This is a genomic window from Streptococcus mitis subsp. hohhotensis, from assembly GCF_000722775.1.
GTDB classification, from domain to species: Bacteria; Bacillota; Bacilli; order Lactobacillales; family Streptococcaceae; genus Streptococcus; species Streptococcus carlssonii.
The window spans coordinates 64,030-83,423 of record NZ_JPFZ01000013.1 but is presented as its reverse complement, the minus strand read 5'-3'; the positions used below and the strand labels follow the sequence as shown (position 1 = coordinate 83,423).

At 38.6% G+C, this 19,394-nt stretch carries 23 protein-coding genes; 17 read left to right on the top strand and 6 right to left on the bottom strand.

Going from position 1 to position 19,394, the window contains the following annotated elements:
• The first annotated feature begins 133 nt into the window (after positions 1 to 133).
• The 17 genes from rplF (at position 134) to SK608_RS09160 (ending at position 11,573) form a co-directional block, all read left to right on the top strand.
• Positions 134 to 670, top strand: a complete 537-nt coding sequence (gene rplF / locus SK608_RS09240) for a 50S ribosomal protein L6 (protein WP_000086626.1) — start codon at positions 134 to 136, stop codon at positions 668 to 670.
• 83 nt (positions 671 to 753) lie between these two features.
• Positions 754 to 1,110, top strand: coding sequence for a 50S ribosomal protein L18 (rplR, locus tag SK608_RS09235; protein WP_000624044.1), 357 nt, complete (start codon positions 754 to 756; stop codon positions 1,108 to 1,110).
• Between the two features lie 17 nt (positions 1,111 to 1,127).
• The gene (gene rpsE / locus SK608_RS09230) at positions 1,128 to 1,622 is read left to right on the top strand and encodes a 30S ribosomal protein S5 (RefSeq protein WP_000874202.1); all 495 of its coding nucleotides are present in this window, start codon (positions 1,128 to 1,130) and stop codon (positions 1,620 to 1,622) included.
• 13 nt (positions 1,623 to 1,635) lie between these two features.
• The gene (gene rpmD, locus SK608_RS09225; RefSeq protein ID WP_000057241.1) at positions 1,636 to 1,818 is read left to right on the top strand and encodes a 50S ribosomal protein L30; all 183 of its coding nucleotides are present in this window, start codon (positions 1,636 to 1,638) and stop codon (positions 1,816 to 1,818) included.
• Positions 1,819 to 1,962: 144 nt separating this feature from the next.
• Positions 1,963 to 2,403 (top strand): 50S ribosomal protein L15, encoded by a 441-nt coding sequence (rplO, locus tag SK608_RS09220; RefSeq protein WP_000766088.1) that lies wholly within the window; start codon positions 1,963 to 1,965, stop codon positions 2,401 to 2,403.
• Positions 2,404 to 2,415: 12 nt separating this feature from the next.
• Positions 2,416 to 3,726: a preprotein translocase subunit SecY gene (gene secY, locus SK608_RS09215; protein ID WP_000465403.1), complete on the top strand. Its 1,311-nt coding sequence runs from the start codon at positions 2,416 to 2,418 to the stop codon at positions 3,724 to 3,726.
• Between the two features lie 264 nt (positions 3,727 to 3,990).
• Positions 3,991 to 4,629, top strand: a complete 639-nt coding sequence (locus tag SK608_RS09210; protein WP_001050436.1) for an adenylate kinase — start codon at positions 3,991 to 3,993, stop codon at positions 4,627 to 4,629.
• A 116-nt stretch (positions 4,630 to 4,745) separates the two neighbouring features.
• Entirely contained in the window at positions 4,746 to 4,964 is a 219-nt protein-coding gene (infA, locus tag SK608_RS09205) for a translation initiation factor IF-1 (RefSeq protein ID WP_001029883.1), read from the top strand.
• A 24-nt stretch (positions 4,965 to 4,988) separates the two neighbouring features.
• Positions 4,989 to 5,105 (top strand): 50S ribosomal protein L36, encoded by a 117-nt coding sequence (gene rpmJ / locus SK608_RS09200; RefSeq protein WP_001808836.1) that lies wholly within the window; start codon positions 4,989 to 4,991, stop codon positions 5,103 to 5,105.
• Positions 5,106 to 5,122: 17 nt separating this feature from the next.
• Entirely contained in the window at positions 5,123 to 5,488 is a 366-nt protein-coding gene (gene rpsM, locus SK608_RS09195; protein WP_000090781.1) for a 30S ribosomal protein S13, read from the top strand.
• A 17-nt stretch (positions 5,489 to 5,505) separates the two neighbouring features.
• The gene (gene rpsK / locus SK608_RS09190; protein WP_001118385.1) at positions 5,506 to 5,889 is read left to right on the top strand and encodes a 30S ribosomal protein S11; all 384 of its coding nucleotides are present in this window, start codon (positions 5,506 to 5,508) and stop codon (positions 5,887 to 5,889) included.
• 42 nt (positions 5,890 to 5,931) lie between these two features.
• The gene (locus SK608_RS09185) at positions 5,932 to 6,867 is read left to right on the top strand and encodes a DNA-directed RNA polymerase subunit alpha (protein ID WP_000568988.1); all 936 of its coding nucleotides are present in this window, start codon (positions 5,932 to 5,934) and stop codon (positions 6,865 to 6,867) included.
• A gap of 11 nt (positions 6,868 to 6,878) precedes the next feature.
• Positions 6,879 to 7,265, top strand: coding sequence for a 50S ribosomal protein L17 (rplQ, locus tag SK608_RS09180; RefSeq protein WP_000331493.1), 387 nt, complete (start codon positions 6,879 to 6,881; stop codon positions 7,263 to 7,265).
• A 264-nt stretch (positions 7,266 to 7,529) separates the two neighbouring features.
• The gene (locus SK608_RS09175; RefSeq protein WP_000644126.1) at positions 7,530 to 7,796 is read left to right on the top strand and encodes an ACT domain-containing protein; all 267 of its coding nucleotides are present in this window, start codon (positions 7,530 to 7,532) and stop codon (positions 7,794 to 7,796) included.
• Positions 7,797 to 7,805: 9 nt separating this feature from the next.
• Positions 7,806 to 9,143, top strand: a complete 1,338-nt coding sequence (locus SK608_RS09170) for a PFL family protein (protein WP_033678515.1) — start codon at positions 7,806 to 7,808, stop codon at positions 9,141 to 9,143.
• 17 nt (positions 9,144 to 9,160) lie between these two features.
• Positions 9,161 to 10,648 carry an N-acetylmuramoyl-L-alanine amidase family protein gene (locus SK608_RS09165; RefSeq protein ID WP_033678512.1) on the top strand — a complete coding sequence of 496 codons (1,488 nt, stop codon included), beginning with the start codon at positions 9,161 to 9,163 and terminating at the stop codon, positions 10,646 to 10,648.
• A gap of 232 nt (positions 10,649 to 10,880) precedes the next feature.
• On the top strand, positions 10,881 to 11,573 hold the full coding sequence (locus tag SK608_RS09160) for a histidine phosphatase family protein (protein ID WP_000241548.1): 693 nt from the start codon (positions 10,881 to 10,883) through the stop codon (positions 11,571 to 11,573).
• Between the two features lie 102 nt (positions 11,574 to 11,675).
• Here the strand turns inward: SK608_RS09160 and SK608_RS09155 are convergent, their stop codons facing one another.
• From SK608_RS09155 to SK608_RS09130, 6 genes are all read right to left on the bottom strand, one after another.
• A complete protein-coding gene (locus tag SK608_RS09155; protein WP_033678509.1) occupies positions 11,676 to 13,334 on the bottom strand; it encodes an ABC transporter permease in 1,659 nt (552 codons plus the stop codon).
• On the bottom strand, positions 13,324 to 14,415 hold the full coding sequence (locus SK608_RS09150; protein ID WP_033678506.1) for an ABC transporter ATP-binding protein: 1,092 nt from the start codon (positions 14,413 to 14,415) through the stop codon (positions 13,324 to 13,326). The genes SK608_RS09155 and SK608_RS09150 overlap by 11 nt, the downstream gene beginning before the upstream one ends.
• A gap of 12 nt (positions 14,416 to 14,427) precedes the next feature.
• Positions 14,428 to 15,474 (bottom strand): ABC transporter substrate-binding protein, encoded by a 1,047-nt coding sequence (locus tag SK608_RS09145; protein WP_000731166.1) that lies wholly within the window; start codon positions 15,472 to 15,474, stop codon positions 14,428 to 14,430.
• 162 nt (positions 15,475 to 15,636) lie between these two features.
• The gene (locus SK608_RS09140; RefSeq protein WP_033678504.1) at positions 15,637 to 16,677 is read right to left on the bottom strand and encodes an ABC transporter substrate-binding protein; all 1,041 of its coding nucleotides are present in this window, start codon (positions 16,675 to 16,677) and stop codon (positions 15,637 to 15,639) included.
• 215 nt (positions 16,678 to 16,892) lie between these two features.
• Complete coding sequence (locus SK608_RS10940) at positions 16,893 to 17,663, bottom strand: response regulator transcription factor (RefSeq protein ID WP_082242503.1); 771 nt, start codon at positions 17,661 to 17,663, stop codon at positions 16,893 to 16,895.
• Positions 17,656 to 19,305 carry a sensor histidine kinase gene (locus SK608_RS09130; protein ID WP_033678502.1) on the bottom strand — a complete coding sequence of 550 codons (1,650 nt, stop codon included), beginning with the start codon at positions 19,303 to 19,305 and terminating at the stop codon, positions 17,656 to 17,658. Before SK608_RS09130 ends, SK608_RS10940 begins: the two co-directional genes overlap by 8 nt.
• Between the last annotated feature and the right edge of the window lie 89 nt (positions 19,306 to 19,394).

Sequence of the window (19,394 nt, the reverse complement as noted above, 5' to 3'; positions counted from 1 at the left end):
AAGTTATGCCTGCGAGACGATGCCTAGATTCACTTTGAAATTGAAACCTAAATGTTCCTTTAAATCGAGAAATCGATTTACCCCCGTGAAAACTGGCCGTTCTGGCCTGACAATTTAACAGGAGAAAATAAACATGTCACGTATTGGTAATAAAGTTATCGTGTTGCCTGCTGGTGTTGAAATCACTAACAATGACAACGTTGTAACTGTAAAAGGACCTAAAGGAGAACTTACTCGTGAGTTCTCAAAAGATATTGAAATCCGTGTGGAAGGTACTGAAGTAACTCTTCACCGTCCAAACGATTCAAAAGAAATGAAAACTATCCACGGAACTACTCGTGCCCTTTTGAACAACATGGTTGTTGGTGTATCAGAAGGATTCAAGAAAGAACTTGAAATGCGCGGGGTTGGTTACCGTGCACAACTTCAAGGATCTAAACTTGTTTTGGCTGTTGGTAAATCTCATCCAGACGAAGTTGAAGCTCCAGAAGGAATTACTTTTGAACTTCCAAACCCAACAACAATCGTTGTTAGCGGAATTTCAAAAGAAGTAGTTGGTCAAACAGCTGCTTACGTACGTAGCCTTCGTTCACCAGAACCATATAAAGGTAAAGGTATCCGTTACGTTGGTGAATTCGTTCGCCGTAAAGAAGGTAAAACAGGTAAATAATGTTGAGTGGTTGATTCTCAACCATCAACCTATTTTCCAACTTTGTGCATAGCACACGATTTAAAACTAAAGAGGTGAAAACTGTGATTTCAAAACCAGATAAAAACAAACTCCGCCAAAAACGCCACCGTCGCGTTCGCGGAAAACTCTCTGGAACTGCTGATCGCCCACGTTTGAACGTATTCCGTTCTAATACAGGCATCTACGCTCAAGTGATTGATGACGTAGCGGGTGTAACGCTCGCAAGTGCTTCAACTCTTGACAAAGAAGTTTCAAAAGGAACTAAAACTGAACAAGCCGTTGCTGTCGGTAAACTCGTTGCAGAACGTGCAAACGCTAAAGGTATTTCAGAAGTGGTGTTCGACCGCGGTGGATATCTATATCACGGACGTGTGAAAGCTTTGGCTGATGCAGCTCGTGAAAACGGATTGAAATTCTAATAGGAGGACACTAGAAAATGGCATTTAAAGACAATGCAGTTGAATTAGAAGAACGCGTAGTTGCTGTCAACCGTGTTACAAAAGTTGTTAAAGGTGGACGTCGTCTTCGTTTCGCAGCTCTTGTTGTTGTTGGTGACCACAACGGTCGCGTAGGATTTGGTACTGGTAAAGCTCAAGAAGTTCCAGAAGCAATCCGTAAAGCAGTAGATGATGCTAAGAAAAACTTGATCGAAGTTCCTATGGTTGGAACAACAATCCCACACGAAGTTCTTTCAGAATTCGGTGGAGCTAAAGTATTGTTGAAACCTGCTGTAGAAGGTTCTGGAGTTGCCGCTGGTGGTGCAGTTCGTGCCGTTGTGGAATTGGCAGGTGTGGCAGATATTACATCTAAATCACTTGGTTCTAACACTCCAATCAACATTGTTCGTGCAACTGTTGAAGGTTTGAAACAATTGAAACGCGCTGAAGAAGTTGCTGCCCTTCGTGGTATTTCAGTTTCTGATTTGGCATAAGAAAGGGGATAAAATGGCTCAAATTAAAATTACTTTGACTAAGTCTCCAATCGGACGCATTCCATCACAACGTAAAACTGTTGTAGCACTTGGACTTGGCAAATTGAACAGCTCTGTTATTAAAGAAGATAACGCTGCTATCCGTGGTATGATCACTGCAGTATCTCACTTGGTAACAGTTGAAGAAGTAAACTAATGAATTTTTAGGGGATGTGCACTATACCATCCCCTAAAACTAGATATAGTCATCTATGATGACGTCGTATAGGCGAGTTGATGGGGGAGACAACCTTTTCTCCCTTATCGGCGCTAGCATTTTACAAAAGAGGAGAAAATAAAAATGAAACTTCATGAATTGAAACCTGCAGAAGGTTCTCGTAAAGTACGTAACCGCGTTGGTCGTGGTACTTCATCAGGTAACGGTAAAACATCTGGTCGTGGTCAAAAAGGTCAAAAAGCTCGTAGCGGTGGCGGAGTTCGCCTTGGTTTTGAAGGTGGACAAACTCCATTGTTCCGTCGTCTTCCAAAACGTGGATTCACTAACATCAACGCTAAAGAATACGCAATTGTGAACCTTGACCAATTGAACGTCTTTGAAGATGGTGCTGAAGTTACTCCAGTTGTTCTTATCGAAGCAGGAATTGTTAAAGCTGAAAAATCAGGTATTAAAGTTCTTGGTAACGGTGAGTTGACTAAGAAATTGACTGTGAAAGCAGCTAAATTCTCTAAATCAGCTGAAGAAGCTATCACTGCTAAAGGTGGTTCAGTAGAAGTCATCTAAGAGAGGTGACCTATGTTTTTTAAATTATTAAGAGAAGCTCTTAAAGTCAAGCAAGTTCGATCAAAAATTTTATTTACAATTTTTATCGTTTTGGTCTTTCGTATCGGAACTAGCATTACAGTTCCTGGTGTGAATGCCAATAGCTTGAATGCTTTAAGTGGATTATCCTTCTTAAACATGTTGAGCTTGGTCTCAGGGAATGCCATGAAAAACTTCTCAGTTTTTGCTCTTGGTGTTAGTCCCTACATTACGGCCTCTATCGTTGTCCAACTCTTGCAAATGGATATTTTACCCAAATTTGTAGAGTGGGGTAAACAAGGGGAAGTAGGTCGAAGAAAATTAAATCAAGCTACTCGTTATATTGCTCTTGTTCTAGCCTTTGTGCAATCTATCGGGATTACAGCTGGTTTTAATACTTTGGCTGGAGCTCAATTGTTGAAAACAGCTCTTACTCCACAAGTCTTTATCATGATTGGTATCATCTTAACAGCTGGTAGTATGATTGTGACTTGGTTGGGAGAGCAAATTACAGATAAGGGATACGGAAATGGTGTTTCTATGATTATCTTTGCCGGGATTGTTGCCTCAATTCCAGAGATGATTCAGGGCATCTATGTGGACTACTTTGTGAACGTCCCAAGTAGCCGTATCAACTCATCTATCATTTTCGTAATCATTTTGATTATTACTGTATTGTTGATCATTTATTTTACAACTTATGTTCAACAAGCAGAATACAAAATTCCAATCCAATATACTAAGGTTGCACAAGGTGCTCCATCTAGCTCTTACCTTCCTTTGAAGGTAAACCCTGCTGGAGTTATCCCTGTTATCTTCGCAAGTTCGATTACTGCAGCGCCTGCGGCTATTCTTCAGTTTTTGAGCGCTACAGGTCATGATTGGGCTTGGGTAAGAACAGCACAAGAAATGCTGGCAACAACTTCACCAACTGGTATTGCCATGTATGCTTTATTGATTATTCTCTTTACATTCTTCTATACGTTTGTACAGATTAATCCTGAAAAAGCGGCAGAGAACCTACAAAAGAGCGGTGCCTATATCCACGGAGTTCGTCCTGGTAAAGGTACAGAAGAATATATGTCTAAACTTCTTCGTCGTCTTGCAACGGTTGGATCTCTCTTCCTTGGTGTAATTTCTATTTTACCGATCGTAGCAAAAGATGTTTTCGGACTTTCAGAAGCAGTTGCTTTTGGAGGAACCAGTCTTTTGATCATTATCTCTACAGGTATTGAAGGAATCAAACAATTGGAAGGCTACCTATTGAAACGTAAGTATGTTGGTTTCATGGATAGAACAGAATAAAAGTATTTACTGATACTCTTCGAAAATCTCTTCAAACCACGTCAGCTTTATCTGCAACCTCAAAGCAGTGCTTTGAGCAACCTGCGGCTAGCTTCCTAGTTTGCTCTTTGATTTTCATTGAGTATGAATCAGTAAATACTGAGGGAGTGGAGGTTTAAACTCAGACATTTGTGAGAGTTTGGTCTCCCCTCTTCTATTTTGTTTTTAAATAGGGGTGAAAAGATGTTTTGCTTCTATTTAAAAATAAAATAAGGAGATCAAATCATGAATCTTTTGATTATGGGCTTACCTGGTGCAGGTAAGGGAACTCAAGCAGCAAAAATCGTAGAACAATTCCATGTTGCACATATCTCAACAGGTGATATGTTCCGTGCTGCTATGGCAAATCAAACTGAAATGGGTGTTCTTGCTAAGTCATACATTGACAAGGGTGAATTGGTTCCTGACGAAGTTACAAATGGAATCGTAAAAGAACGTCTTTCACAAGATGATATTAAAGAAACGGGATTCTTGTTGGATGGTTACCCACGTACAATCGAGCAAGCTCATGCCTTGGACAAAACATTGGCTGAACTTGGCATTGAACTAGAAGGTGTCATCAACATTGAAGTGAATCCAGATAGCCTCTTGGAACGCTTGAGTGGCCGTATCATCCACCGCGTAACTGGAGAAACTTTCCACAAGGTCTTTAACCCACCAGTTGACTATAAAGAAGAAGATTACTACCAACGTGAAGATGATAAGCCTGAGACAGTAAAACGTCGTTTGGATGTGAATATTGCTCAAGGGGAACCAATCATTGCTCACTACCGTGCCAAAGGTTTGGTTCATGACATCGAAGGTAATCAAGATATCAATGATGTCTTCTCAGATATCGAAAAAGTATTGACAAATTTGAAATAAAGCGTTTTTCACACTTGCAAAAATCCGCTACAAATGTTATACTAAGATAGTCTGACTTATAATTGTTGTCTCTGTGTCTAGAGGCATCGAATCGAAATTTATGGAGGTGCTTTTGCGTGGCAAAAGACGATGTGATTGAAGTTGAAGGCAAAGTAGTTGATACAATGCCGAATGCAATGTTTACGGTTGAACTTGAAAATGGACATCAGATTTTAGCAACAGTTTCTGGTAAAATTCGTAAAAACTATATTCGTATTTTAGCGGGAGATCGTGTTACTGTCGAAATGAGTCCATATGACTTGACACGTGGACGTATCACTTACCGCTTTAAATAATCGAAAAACTTGGAGGGATAAGAAATGAAAGTAAGACCATCGGTCAAACCAATTTGCGAATACTGTAAAGTTATTCGTCGTAATGGTCGTGTTATGGTAATTTGCCCAGCAAATCCAAAACACAAACAACGTCAAGGATAAGATAGAAAGGAGAAAACATGGCTCGTATTGCTGGAGTTGACATTCCAAATGACAAACGCGTAGTAATCTCATTGACTTATGTTTATGGTATCGGACTTGCAACATCTAAGAAAATTTTGGCTGCTGCTGGAATCTCAGAAGATGTTCGTGTACGTGATCTTACATCAGATCAAGAAGATGCTATCCGTCGTGAAGTGGATGCAATCAAAGTTGAAGGTGACCTTCGTCGTGAAGTAAACTTGAACATCAAACGTTTGATGGAAATCGGTTCATACCGTGGTATCCGTCACCGTCGTGGACTTCCTGTCCGTGGACAAAACACTAAAAACAACGCTCGCACTCGTAAAGGTAAAGCTGTTGCGATTGCTGGTAAGAAAAAATAATATAGGAGGTAAAAGTCTTGGCTAAACCAACACGTAAACGTCGTGTGAAAAAGAATATCGAATCTGGTATTGCTCATATTCACGCTACATTTAATAACACTATTGTTATGATTACTGATGTGCATGGTAATGCAATTGCTTGGTCATCAGCTGGTGCTCTTGGTTTCAAAGGTTCTCGTAAATCTACACCATTCGCTGCTCAAATGGCTTCTGAAGCTGCTGCTAAATCTGCACAAGAACACGGTCTTAAATCAGTTGAAGTTACTGTAAAAGGTCCAGGTTCTGGTCGTGAGTCAGCTATTCGTGCGCTTGCTGCCGCTGGTCTTGAAGTAACAGCAATTCGTGATGTGACTCCAGTGCCACACAATGGTGCTCGTCCTCCAAAACGTCGCCGTGTATAATCATCGCATTACACTGCTTTTCGTTTAAGAGGGAGTAACTAAATGATCGAGTTTGAAAAACCAAATATAACAAAAATTGATGAAAATAAAGATTATGGCAAGTTTGTAATCGAACCACTTGAACGTGGCTACGGTACAACTCTTGGTAACTCTCTTCGTCGTGTACTTCTAGCTTCTCTACCAGGAGCAGCTGTGACATCTATCAACATTGATGGTGTGTTACATGAGTTTGACACAGTTCCAGGTGTTCGTGAAGACGTGATGCAAATCATTCTGAACATTAAAGGAATTGCAGTGAAATCGTACGTTGAAGACGAAAAAATCATCGAACTAGATGTTGAAGGTCCTGCTGAAGTAACAGCTGGTGACATTTTGACAGATAGCGATATTGAAATTGTAAATCCAGATCATTATCTCTTTACAATCGGTGAAGGTTCTTCCCTAAAAGCGACTATGACTGTTAACAGTGGTCGTGGATATGTACCTGCTGATGAAAATAAAAAGGATAATGCACCAGTTGGGACACTTGCTGTAGATTCTATTTATACACCAGTTACCAAAGTCAACTATCAAGTTGAACCTGCTCGTGTAGGTAGCAATGATGGATTTGACAAACTAACCCTTGAAATCTTGACAAATGGAACAATTATTCCAGAAGATGCTTTAGGGCTTTCAGCACGTATTTTGACAGAACATCTTGATTTGTTTACAAATCTGACTGAGATTGCTAAGTCAACTGAAGTGATGAAAGAAGCTGATACTGAATCTGACGACCGTATTTTGGATCGTACGATTGAGGAACTGGACTTGTCTGTGCGTTCATACAACTGTTTGAAACGTGCCGGTATCAATACTGTGCATGATTTGACAGAAAAATCTGAAGCAGAGATGATGAAAGTACGAAATCTTGGACGCAAGAGTTTGGAAGAAGTGAAACTCAAACTCATTGATTTGGGTCTTGGATTAAAAGATAAATAAAGGAGGAATAAATGGCTTACCGTAAACTAGGACGCACTAGCTCACAACGTAAAGCAATGCTTCGCGATTTGACAACTGACCTTTTGATCAACGAATCAATCGTGACAACTGAAGCTCGTGCTAAAGAAATCCGTAAAACTGTTGAAAAAATGATTACTCTAGGTAAACGTGGTGATTTGCATGCACGTCGTCAAGCAGCTGCTTTCGTACGTAATGAAATCGCATCTGAAAACTATGATGAAGCAACTGATAAGTACACTTCTACTACAGCACTTCAAAAATTGTTCTCAGAAATCGCACCTCGTTATGCTGAACGTAACGGTGGATACACTCGTATCCTTAAAACTGAACCACGTCGTGGTGATGCAGCGCCAATGGCGATCATCGAATTAGTATAAAATCATCAATTTTGTTGAGTGTTATGATGATGGAGTCTTGTGCTCTTAGTCTAGCTCTGGTCTACCGCTAGGATTTCGGTCCTAGCGGGAACACTCATCATAAGTTGGGATAGTAGACGCTTGTTTACGAAATTGTTTTTTGCTTAAGAACAACTTCGTAAGCAGGCGTTTTTGAGTATTTTAGTTAGAATTATGCTATACTATTTGAAAAGAATCCTGTTTAATGTTCAGGTTTCTTATTTTAAGAAGAATTGGAGTTTGCTTATGAAAGCGATTATAACTGTTGTTGGTAAAGATAAATCTGGAATTGTTGCAGGTGTTTCTGGTAAAATTGCAGAATTGGGTTTGAATATTGATGATATCTCTCAAACTGTTTTGGATGAATATTTCACGATGATGGCTGTTGTCTCTAGTGATGAAAAGCAGGATTTTACTTATCTGCGAAATGAGTTTGAAACTTTTGGGCAAACTTTGAATGTGAAAATCAATATTCAGAGTGCAGCGATTTTCGAAGCTATGTATAATATCTAGGAGGTTATCATGGATATTAGACAAGTTACTGAAACCATCGCTATGATTGAGGAGCAAAACTTCGATATCAGAACTATTACCATGGGGATTTCCCTATTAGACTGTATTGATCCAGATATCAATCGTGCTGCGGAGAAAATTTATCAAAAGATTACGACCAAGGCAGCTAATTTAGTGGCTGTTGGTGATGAAATTGCTGCTGAGTTGGGAATTCCTATCGTTAATAAGCGTGTATCGGTGACTCCTATTTCTCTGATTGGGGCCGCGACAGATGCGACGGACTACGTGATTCTGGCAAAAGCGCTTGATAAGGCTGCGAAAGAGATTGGTGTGGATTTTATTGGTGGTTTTTCTGCCTTAGTACAAAAAGGTTATCAAAAGGGAGATGAGATTCTCATCAATTCTATTCCTCGTGCTTTGGCTGAGACGGATAAGGTCTGCTCGTCAGTTAATATCGGCTCAACCAAGTCTGGTATCAATATGACGGCTGTGGCAGATATGGGACGTGTTATCAAGGAAACGGCTAATCTATCAGATATGGGAGCAGCCAAGTTGGTTGTATTTGCTAATGCTGTTGAGGACAATCCGTTTATGGCGGGTGCCTTTCATGGTGTTGGGGAAGCAGATGTTATCATCAATGTCGGAGTTTCTGGTCCTGGTGTGGTCAAGCGTGCCTTGGAAAAAGTTCGTGGAGAGAGTTTTGATGTAGTAGCCGAAACGGTCAAGAAGACTGCCTTCAAGATTACTCGTATCGGTCAATTGGTTGGTCAGATGGCTAGTGAGAGACTGGGTGTGGAGTTTGGTATTGTGGACTTGAGTTTGGCGCCAACTCCTGCGGTTGGAGATTCTGTTGCACGTGTCCTTGAGGAAATGGGGCTAGAAACAGTTGGAACGCATGGAACGACGGCTGCCTTGGCTCTCTTGAATGACCAAGTTAAGAAGGGTGGAGTGATGGCCTGCAACCAAGTTGGTGGTTTGTCTGGTGCCTTTATCCCTGTTTCAGAGGATGAAGGAATGATTGCTGCAGTGCAAAATGGCTCTCTTAATTTGGAAAAACTAGAAGCTATGACGGCTATCTGTTCTGTTGGTTTGGATATGATTGCCATCCCAGAAGATACGCCTGCTGAAACCATTGCTGCCATGATTGCGGATGAAGCCGCAATTGGAGTCATTAACATGAAAACAACGGCTGTTCGTATCATTCCAAAAGGAAAAGAAGGCGATATGATTGAGTTTGGTGGCCTATTAGGAACTGCGCCTGTTATGAAGGTCAATGGGGCTTCGTCTGTTGATTTCATCTCTCGCGGTGGACAAATTCCAGCACCAATTCATAGTTTTAAAAATTAAGAAAATAGGAGAAATTGATGAAAAAAGAAATGAAACGTGCTTTAGTAGCTTTAGGACTGTCGACATTACTAGTCCCAAGTTTTACCAATCAAGTAGTTTATGCACAAGAAGAAAGCCATGAAACTGTAACTCAGGTAACTTTAGAATTCTTTAAAAATGAAGTAGAGCAAGCTAAGAAATCTTATAAAGAGTTTTTAAGTAAGAATAAAGAAAAATTATTAAATGAAGCGGATCAAGTAGATTGGAGTATCCTTTCCTTTTCTCAGGATGATATAAAAATAATTAAGAATAATGCTATAGAAAGACTTAATAAAGAATACCAATCTTTTTTAGAAGAGATAGAAGGAGTGGAAAAAGAAGCATTAGAGACTTCAAAGGATTTTCAAGGTGCTGTAAATAGATTACATGATTCTATGAGTTACCGTATTAACACAAATTTTGACTCTAGTTATAGAATCAAAAAAGAAGCTTTAAATTTAGTAATATTAAAGAAAAAGGAAAAATTAATTCCTAAAATAAAGGCAAATCAAGATTATACGGCTAGAGAAAAATCAAATGTGTTAGAAAATCTTGAGTCGACAATTGATTTTAAAAATTTTGAACCTGATAGTTATTATGATAAGACAAGTGTAAATGAATATTTAAAGAAACTTATTCCGATTATGTCAGATGAGTTCCATATCTATATTTCACTTCCGATAGAGAGATATCGTAAAGAAATTAAAGCAGTTGCTTTTATGGAGAAAACAGCTATTAGTAGTGATGATTTTCTTTCTAAATCTGAGAAGATCGCTTTATTGAATAATGTTGAGGATATATTAGAAGAGGGACTAGCAAAAATTGGCACACACTCTGGTGGTTACATTCCTGATAATGGAACTGATATTGTTAATATGCTATCTCCTGAAGAGTTATCTGTATTTACTAAGCGTATCGAAGATGTTTACCAAGGAAAAGCTAATCCTAAGGTGACAAAAGAAGAGGCTATTCAAGCAGTTTCTACTGGAACTTCATCCTCAGTTTCAGCTTTGACTTCCACTCAATCTACCGTCACTGTTAAAGAAGATACTAAGAAAGATCATCAAGCAAGTAAGTGGTTTAAAGAGTCTGGCAAATGGTACTACAATGACCTGTCTGGCAATCTTGTAAGAAACCGTTGGGTAGGGCGTTATTATCTAAAAGCAGATGCTTCAATGGCTGTAAGTGAATGGATTTATGATGAAGATTATAAGAGCTGGTTTTATGTAGATTCAACTGGTAGTTATGTGGAGAAAGCTTGGCAGGGTGAATACTACCTAAAACGTGGCGGTTACATGGCTAAGAGTGAGTGGGTATTTGATTCTCAGTATGATAGTTGGTATTATCTGAACCAAGATGGTAAGTACGCTCGCAATCAATGGATTAAGGATGGGGATAAGTGGTATTACTTGTTAGCTGATGGGAAATTGGCAAAAAATATGACCATTAACGGCTATAAAGTAAATGAAAAAGGTGAATGGGTATAATTTTTTAAGTTCTATTTAAGGTTGGATGTGTATACTATAATCATTAAATAAAGACCTCCTAATATTATTTGAAACAGATAACACTGATTTAGTTTGAATTTGATTTTCATCTAATATCTTTATTTAATAGAACTCCTAAACTTTTTCATAATAATCTCCTGCAAAAGTCGCCTGTATGGGTGGCTTTTGTTTTATCATCCATGATATAATAGAAGCAAACGGAGGACGGAAAATGGTAAAAGTACGATTGTATTTGGTACGTCATGGCAAGACTATGTTTAACACGATTGGTCGCGCGCAAGGTTGGAGCGATACTCCCTTAACAGCTGAAGGTGAGCGAGGGATTCAAGAATTAGGAATCGGTTTGCGAGAATCTGGTCTACAGTTTGAGCGTGCTTATTCGAGTGATTCTGGTCGCACTATTCAGACAATGGGAATTATCCTTGATGAACTTGGCTTGCAGGGAAAAATCCCTTATCGCATGGACAAGCGTATCAGAGAATGGTGTTTTGGTAGTTTTGACGGAGCCTACGATGGCGATCTTTTCATGGGCATTATTCCTCGTATCTTTAATGTGGACCATGTTCATCAATTGTCTTATGCTGAACTGGCTGAGGGCTTGGTAGAGGTCGATACAGCTGGTTGGGCTGAAGGCTGGGAAAAACTCAGTGGTCGAATCAAGGAAGGTTTTGAAGCGATTGCCAAAGAAATGGAAGAACAAGGTGGGGGCAATGCTCTCGTTGTCAGCCATGGAATGACCATTGGAACCATTGTTTATCTGATTAATGGTATGCATCCGCATGGTCTCGATAATGGTAGCGTGACAATCCTTGAATATGAGGACGGGCAGTTTAGCGTTGAAGTTGTCGGTGACCGTAGTTACCGAGAACTAGGACGGGAGAAGATGGAGGAAGCCTCTATTTAATTAGTCTAGACTTGCTTGCTCTGAACTAGGGATTTAATAAGAATATCAAGATAAGAAAAAACAGCCGAGGATAATCTTTTCGGCTGTTTTTGATGGGGGAAACTAAAGTGTAATGCTGTTGCTTTTAGAGATTTTCATAAACAAGAGCAAGGAAGCTACTGTTAGAACAGTCAGGATAGTTGACAAGGCTGCGGCTACGCCGTAATTCCCTCTGAGAACCTCTGTATAAATGGCTACAGTCATTGTTCTTGTTTTGACATTGTAGAGGAGGATAGAAGTAGAGAGTTCTGAAATCATTGTGACCCAAGATAGGATGGCTCCAGAAATAATACCAGATAGCATCATTGGAGTTGTAATCTTGGCAAAGGTATTGAGACGGCTACTTCCTAAGCTTTCCGCGGCTTCTTCAATACTTGGTGCTATTTGTTGCAAGCTAGCAACAGATGAGCGAATAGTATACGGTAATCTTCTGACAGATAGGGACATAATCAAGATGAAAGCTGTCCCTGTAATCATAAGAAATCCACTTCCAAATAGACCGGTATTGAAGGAAGAAATGAAGGCAATCCCTAGAACGGTTCCTGGTACAATATAAGGGACCATACTGAGGCTGTCAATTAAGTTTGTAAACAAATTCCGTTTTCTAACGGCTAGGTAGGAGATAAATGTTGCGAATAGGACAACTAGAACTAAGGCAATCAAAGGGATACGAATGGTATTGAAAATAGCAGATCCCATACGATTGAAAGCTACCTTGTAACTGTTTAGAGAATAACCTGTGACAAATACCATACCTGATGTTTTTAGGAAAGAAGTATAAATCAAGTAGACTTGAGGTAGAACAGAGAACAAGATAATTCCGTAGACTGTTGCATAAATGGCAGCCATTTTTCCTTTTGTAGTTTTTTTAGGCTCAATTGGATGGAGCGAATTCATACTGAAACTGTAGCGGTTTGAGATGTATTTTTGGATAAGGAAAATTGCCAAGGCAATGATAATCGCCATAATTGCTAAAGCAGATGCAAAAGCAGAATTTCCTCCAACCTCGCTAATGAATTGGGTATAAATCAGGACAGGGAAAGTCCGATATCCTTCACCAATCAACATAGGCGTTCCAAAGTCTGAGAATGCTCTCATAAATACAAGTAGGGCAGCTGCTAGTAAGGTTGGAACTAGGAGAGGTAAAACAACTGTTACGATACGCTTAAATCCGAAGGAACCCATGCTTTCAGCGGCTTCAAGTAGAGAATTGTCAATACTTTTCATTGTCCCAGCAACGTATAGAAATACTAGTGGGAATAATTGTAGTGTAAAGACAAGTACAATTCCTTTGAATCCATAAATATCAATAGCTGGAAGATGAAAGGCATTTGTCAGGAATTTAGTAATGACCCCATTTCGTCCCAGCAAGAGAATCCAGGAGTAGGCTCCCACGAAAGGAGCTGACATAGAAGCAATGATAATCAATATTTGTAGAAATTTCTTTCCCTTGAAGTCATACATAGAGAAGAGATAAGCTAATAGGGTTCCTACAACTAAGGAAGTGACAGTAGCGGTAATGGAAACCTTGAAACTGTTGACAAGTGTCTCAGAGTAGTATGCTTTACTAAAGAAAGTGACAAAATTAGCTAGTGAGAATTGTCCTTCATGTATAAGTGCTTGCTTGAGCACAGTAACGATAGGATAAACGAGAAAGACAAGATAGGTAAGAAAGATGAAGAAAGAGGAGGCTGTCCAAATATTTAGTTTTTTACGTTCCATGGTTGACTCCTTTTATCAGGTTTTGAGAACCATCTGCAGAAAAGACGTTTAATTTTTGAGTATTGATTCGTAGACGAATACGATCGCCTTTTTGTAGATCTTCTTCAAAAGTTGATTCTTCGCTAACTTGAATTTTTGAGGCAAAGCCTGTCTCGATGAAATATTCAGTATTCAGTCCAAGATAGACGCTATCGCTAATAGTTCCTTCAATATCTCCAGATTCATCTTTGATAAACTCTTCAGGACGAATGCTTACATGAATAGCTTGTGCTTCAGCCTGATCAAGGGCTGGCATTCGAAGGGCATAGCCATCTGAAAAGACGATATAAGCGCCGTCGCTCCGTTTTTCGAGATTGGCAGGGATGATATTTGTGCGTCCGATAAAGGTTGCTACAAACTCATTAGCTGGTTTATGATAGAGTTCTTTTGGTCGGCCGATTTGTTGGATAACCCCATCTTTCATAACAGCAATTTGATCTGAAATAGCCATGGCTTCTTCTTGGTCGTGGGTTACATAAACGGTTGTAATTCCCACTTCGTGTTGGATTTCTCGAATGGCTTGACGCATATCCAAGCGAAGTTTGGCATCTAGGTTACTAAGTGGCTCGTCCATGAGGAGAACACTTGGATTAACAGCTAAGGCGCGTGCCAGGGCGACACGTTGTTGTTGTCCACCACTAAGTTTATCGGGCTTCCGATCCGCATATTGAGCAATTTGCATGAGTTCAAGATACTTGTTGGTCTGTTGGACCAATTCTTCTTTTGGAACCTTCTTTTGCTTGAGACCAAAAGCAACATTATCTCGGACAGTCAAATGTGGGAAAATAGCGTAGTTTTGGAAAACCATCCCGATATTGCGTTTGCTGGGTTCCATATTATTGATTTTTGTATCATCGAAGTAAAATTCTCCACCTTCGATACTGTTGAAACCTGCAATCATACGAAGAAGGGTCGTTTTCCCACACCCTGAAGGCCCAAGAAGGGTAAAGAGACTTCCTTTTGGAATTGTAATGTTCAAATTCTCAATAACAGGGACATCGTGATAGATTTTTTTTGCGTTAATAATTTTGATCTCACTCATAGTGAACCTCTTTTACTGTTTAGATTGGATATCTGTAAAGACTTCGTTGTATTTTTTAACGATATCTGATTTATTCTTGATGACATAATCATAATCTTCAGTGAGTGTTTTGATTTTGTCAATTGGTTTCATATTTTCGCTCGTTTTAGCATTTTTACGAACAGGACGGTTAGTAGTGGTTGTACCAAGTGTATCTTGTACTTCTTGAGAGATTATAAAATCGATAAATTTCTTGGCATTTTCCATATTTTTAGCTTTTTTAACGATAGCAGCACTAGCAGGTAGGAAGACTGTTCCTTCTTTCGGATAGACTACCTTAATGTTAGCTCCGTCATTTAAGAGTTTAACTGCTGGATCTTCATAAGAGAGACCAACAGCCATTTCTCCGTCAGCAACTGCTTTATAGACACCAGATGAGCTTGAACCGATTTTGCCATCAATAAGTGTGAAGAGATCTTTTACATAAGACCAAGCTTTATCGTCTTTGTAACCACCTTGAGCTTGTAGCATATTTGTTAATTGAGCAAAGGCGCTAGAAGAGTTTGCTGGGTCAGCAGTTGCGATTTTTCCTTTTAGTTCAGGTTTGAGAAGGTCGCTATATCCTTCGATGTTCATGCCTTTCGTTAAATCAGGATTGACGATTAAAACACTACCATCCAGTGTATAAGGCGTAGAGTAGCCAGTTGTGTTTTGATATTCTTTGATAACATTATCATTTTCTTTTGAAGTATAGTTTTCAAAGAGTTCTCCGTGGGTAGCATATTGTGTATAAGAACCACCAAAGATGACATCGGCTACAGGAGCTTCTTTTTCTGACTCTAGTTTTTTGAAAAGTTCTCCAGTACCAGCTTGAATCAGTTCTACTTTGATACCATATTTTTCTTCAAAGGCAGGAATAGTTGCTCCGATTAAGCCCTCTGAGTTTGGTGAATAAACGACTAGCGAACCGCCGTCTCCTTTATCAGATGAACCGCCATCGGCAGATTCATTAGAAGAACAAGCAGCAAGACCAAAAAGGGCTAGTCCGCAAGCAGCATAATACATCCATTTCTTTTTCATGATGGATACCTCCGTTATGTTATTTAAGTTTATTTTAAAATAATGTAAGCGTTTTTAAAACCGATAATTCTATTCTATTAGAGTAAAATTCTCTACAAAAACGGAAGTAATCTTTTTGATTTTATACTAGGGTACGACAGTTAATCTTTGGAAAGTCAAATTTTATTTTTTAGATTGGATATCTGTGAAAATATCATTGTACTTTTTAAGAATAGCAGATTTGTTCTTGATGACATAATCTGAATCTTCAGTGGCAACATTGATTTCTGTCATAGCCTTCATATTTTTATTGGTTTTAGCATTTTTACGAATGGGTCTGATTGTAGTTTCAGTTCCTAGCTTATCTTGGATTTCTTGAGAAAGGAGGAAATCGATAAACTTCTTAGCATTTTCCATATGTTTGGCGTTTTTGATGATAGCTGCGTTACCAGGTAAAAAAACGGTTCCTTCTTTTGGATAAATAACTTTTACATCAACCCCATCATTTAAGAGTTTTAAGGCAGGATCTTCATAGGTGAGTCCTACAGCCATTTCTCCATCGGCGACAGCTTTGTAAACATTTGAAGAGCTAGATGCAATCTTTCCATCTACTAGGGTAAAGAGATTTTTCACATAGGTCCAAGCTTGTTCATTTTCGTATCCACCTTGGTCTACAAGCATGTTGGTTAACTGAGCAAAAGCGCTAGAAGCATTACTTGGATCAGCAGTAGCAATTTTTCCTTTTAATTTAGGATTGAGTAGATCATTGTAGCCTTCAATTTTAATATCTTTTGTAAGAGCTGAATTGGCAATGATAACACTGACATCCAGTGTGTAAGGTGTGTAGAATCCTGTTTTATTTTGATATTCAGGGATTATCTGATCGTTCTCTTGAGAAATATAAGGTTCAAAAAGATTTTCGTTAGAAGAGAAGAGGGCGTAGGAGCCTCCGAAAATGACATCAGCTACAGGGGATTCTTTTTCGGCCTCAGCTTTTTTGAACAATTCACCAGTGCTGGCTTGTACTAAGTCAACCTTAATACCATATTTTTCTTCGAAGGCTGGGATTGTTTCTTCGATAAGGTCTTCAGGGTTAGGCGAGTAGACAACCAAAGTGCTATCTGAATCTTTTTCAGTGCTAGTTTCCGCTTCTATAGGTGAAGAACATCCTGATAAAGAAAGGAATATCCAGCCACAAGAGAGAAAGAATAGTATTTTTTTCATAAGTATCTCCTTTTTTACGAACATTTTCTCTACCTAGATTATTAATGTTTTTAAATTGTAGAGTTCTACAGGATATAATAAAAACCTTAAAGAAATCTAAAACGAAAAATAGGAAATGAGTTCCTAGAGCAAGGATGGGTAAACTGTAGCTGGGATTTCGATGGGAAGTATAAAATAAAAAGATTGCTACAATAGAGTTGAGCAATCCTTTTACATCAATGATTTTTATCCATAAGTTTTAATTCTTTTGGAGAAATATGGAGATACTTTTTAAAAACTTTTGCAAAATATTTATAGTCTGAAAATCCAACTTGTTCAGAGATATCGCTTAGGGGGGAATTGGGGGACTCAGCTATTTTATCTATAGCTTGCTTGAGGCGGTAGCGTAAGATATATTCATTTAGCGTCATTGGGAAGTCTTCTTTGATAACCTTATATAGATAACTTTCACTATATCCTAGATTCTCTGCAATGCTAGAAATGGTAAAGTGCATGCAGTAGTGTTGGTGCACAAATTCAAGAATTTGCTGAATGATTTGGTTTTGTGTATCAATTTGTTGGATAGAGGTAAGTAAAGTTTGATATTCTTCTAAAAAAGGAGTTTCTTGATAAGTGCTAACTCGTAATCGCAAAACAATTTTTTGAAGACATTCTGTCAACTCCTTGGTATCAATTGGTTTGGATAAGAAATCAACTGCTCCATATTGCATGGCTTTTTTTGCATTTTGAAAATCGTTATAACCTGATAAGATAACTTTTTCATAGGAGAGAGTACGAGTGGCTTCGAACATCATAAAAGCATCCATAATTGGCATTGTGATGTCTGTTAAGACAATATGAGGTTCTTTCTCTTGGATGAGTTTCATTCCCTCTTGACCGTGACTGGCAGTTCCTACGACTTGGATACCTAGGGCAGAGTAGTCTACGGCAATCTCTAGCCATTTTCGAATGAGGTGTTCATCTTCTACGATAATGAGCTTAAACATGAGTTAGTCCTTTCGTTATAAATTTGACCCAAGTTTCTCCATGGCGATTGACTCCTAAATCTAGCTGGACATCAGAAAAGAAATTGCTCAATCGTTTGTAGCTGTTAACGATGCCATGCTGGGTATGAGGGCTTTCTAAAGAGTCTAAAATAGCGAGTCGCTCTTGTTTTGTGAGTCCTCCAGCATTATCCTTGACTAAAAAAGTTAGAGAATCTGCTTCCAAGGTAATTTGGATATCAATATGAAGATCAATACGGTATTGCATCCCATATTTTATAGCATTTTCTACGAGAGGAAGCAAGAAAAGTTTAGGAATAGGCTGATTATCAACAGTTTCTGGGCAGACAATATCATAGGAAAAGTGCTCGAAACGAATCTTATGAATCATAAGGTAATCCTCTATAATCTTTAAATCCTGACAAATGGTTGTTTCTTTTTCTAAATCGGTGATACTGTAGCGAAGAATGCGCGTGAGGTTTTGAATCAGGTCTTGTGTGAGAGCAGCATCCATTAAAGAAGTGATTTTAATCGTCTCAAGTGTATTGTAGAGAAAATGAGGATTGAACTGAGCTTCCAGCATTTTTCTTTCAAAAATCCACTTTTCTTTTTCTATGGTCAACATTTTTTGATGAAGTTGATCTAATTCGTACAACATATTGTTGATTTTTTCTGCCATAAACTCAAACTCATCACCTGTTTGTAGAGAAAGCCTTTTTTCTACTTGTTTAGGAATTTCTTGAAGTTGGTAAACTAAGCTTTCAATAGGAACAGCGTTGTGTGTAGCAATCTTATGAGCAATTCGCCTTGCTTGCCAGAAGTAGAGGAAGAATATACATAAGGTGAGAATGGAGGCTAGGCCGAGTAAGCTAGGAATGGGAAAAAAGGATTGAAAAGTATAGATTGAAAAAATAGCACCGACTTTTTCTTTTTGAACAATAAGCGGTTCATTCGCATACCAGTGGGTGCGAGAGTGTAGGAGTTTTTCATCAAATTTTTCAAGAGTGGAACGAGTAAACTGATTTGTATTGTTGGAAAACATATTTCCAAAGTTATCGGTAATGATGTATTTAGAATTTATCATTGGGAAACTTGAGATGAAATCATTCTCATTTACGAAAGCAATAGTATAGGCCTTAACTCGTTGGTTTTGAAGTAGTGGTTTGATAAAGAGTGTGTAATGTTGCTTATCTGAAGAGAGTGCAATTTTTTCTGTAACTTTATCTTGAGAAGGATTTTGAATGAGCAGTTTTAGATAGTAGGGAGATAAAATACTTTCTTGATGATTGCGATTGGTACTGAATAGTAATTCACCTGTATCGCTTAGGATAATGAGGTCAGAACTAAGTTTTAATTTAGCTTTTGTCTCGTAAAATAAGCTAAAGACTTCTCTCTCTGTGTGTTTGCCGTCCAAAAATCCAAGAATCATTTTATGGTTCATAGTGGTTAGGAGCTCATTATTTGCTTCTTTCATTTCTTGAACCTGTTTGACAATCTGTCTCGTGTCTTTGGAGAGTTGCTGCTTTTGTAAAAAATAGGAAAAACCAAAAAGTAAAATGAGTAGTAAAAGTGAGGTCACAAAGGCTGCGATAGAGCTTCTATGGAGAATTTCTTTTTGGAGAGATTTTTTAAAGGAATGAGACATCCGCTACCTCCTTGGAAGGGTTTTCTGTTATAAGTATAGCAGTTTAAAAATTCTAGAGCAAGGTAAAATAGAAAAGTATAGAATAGAAC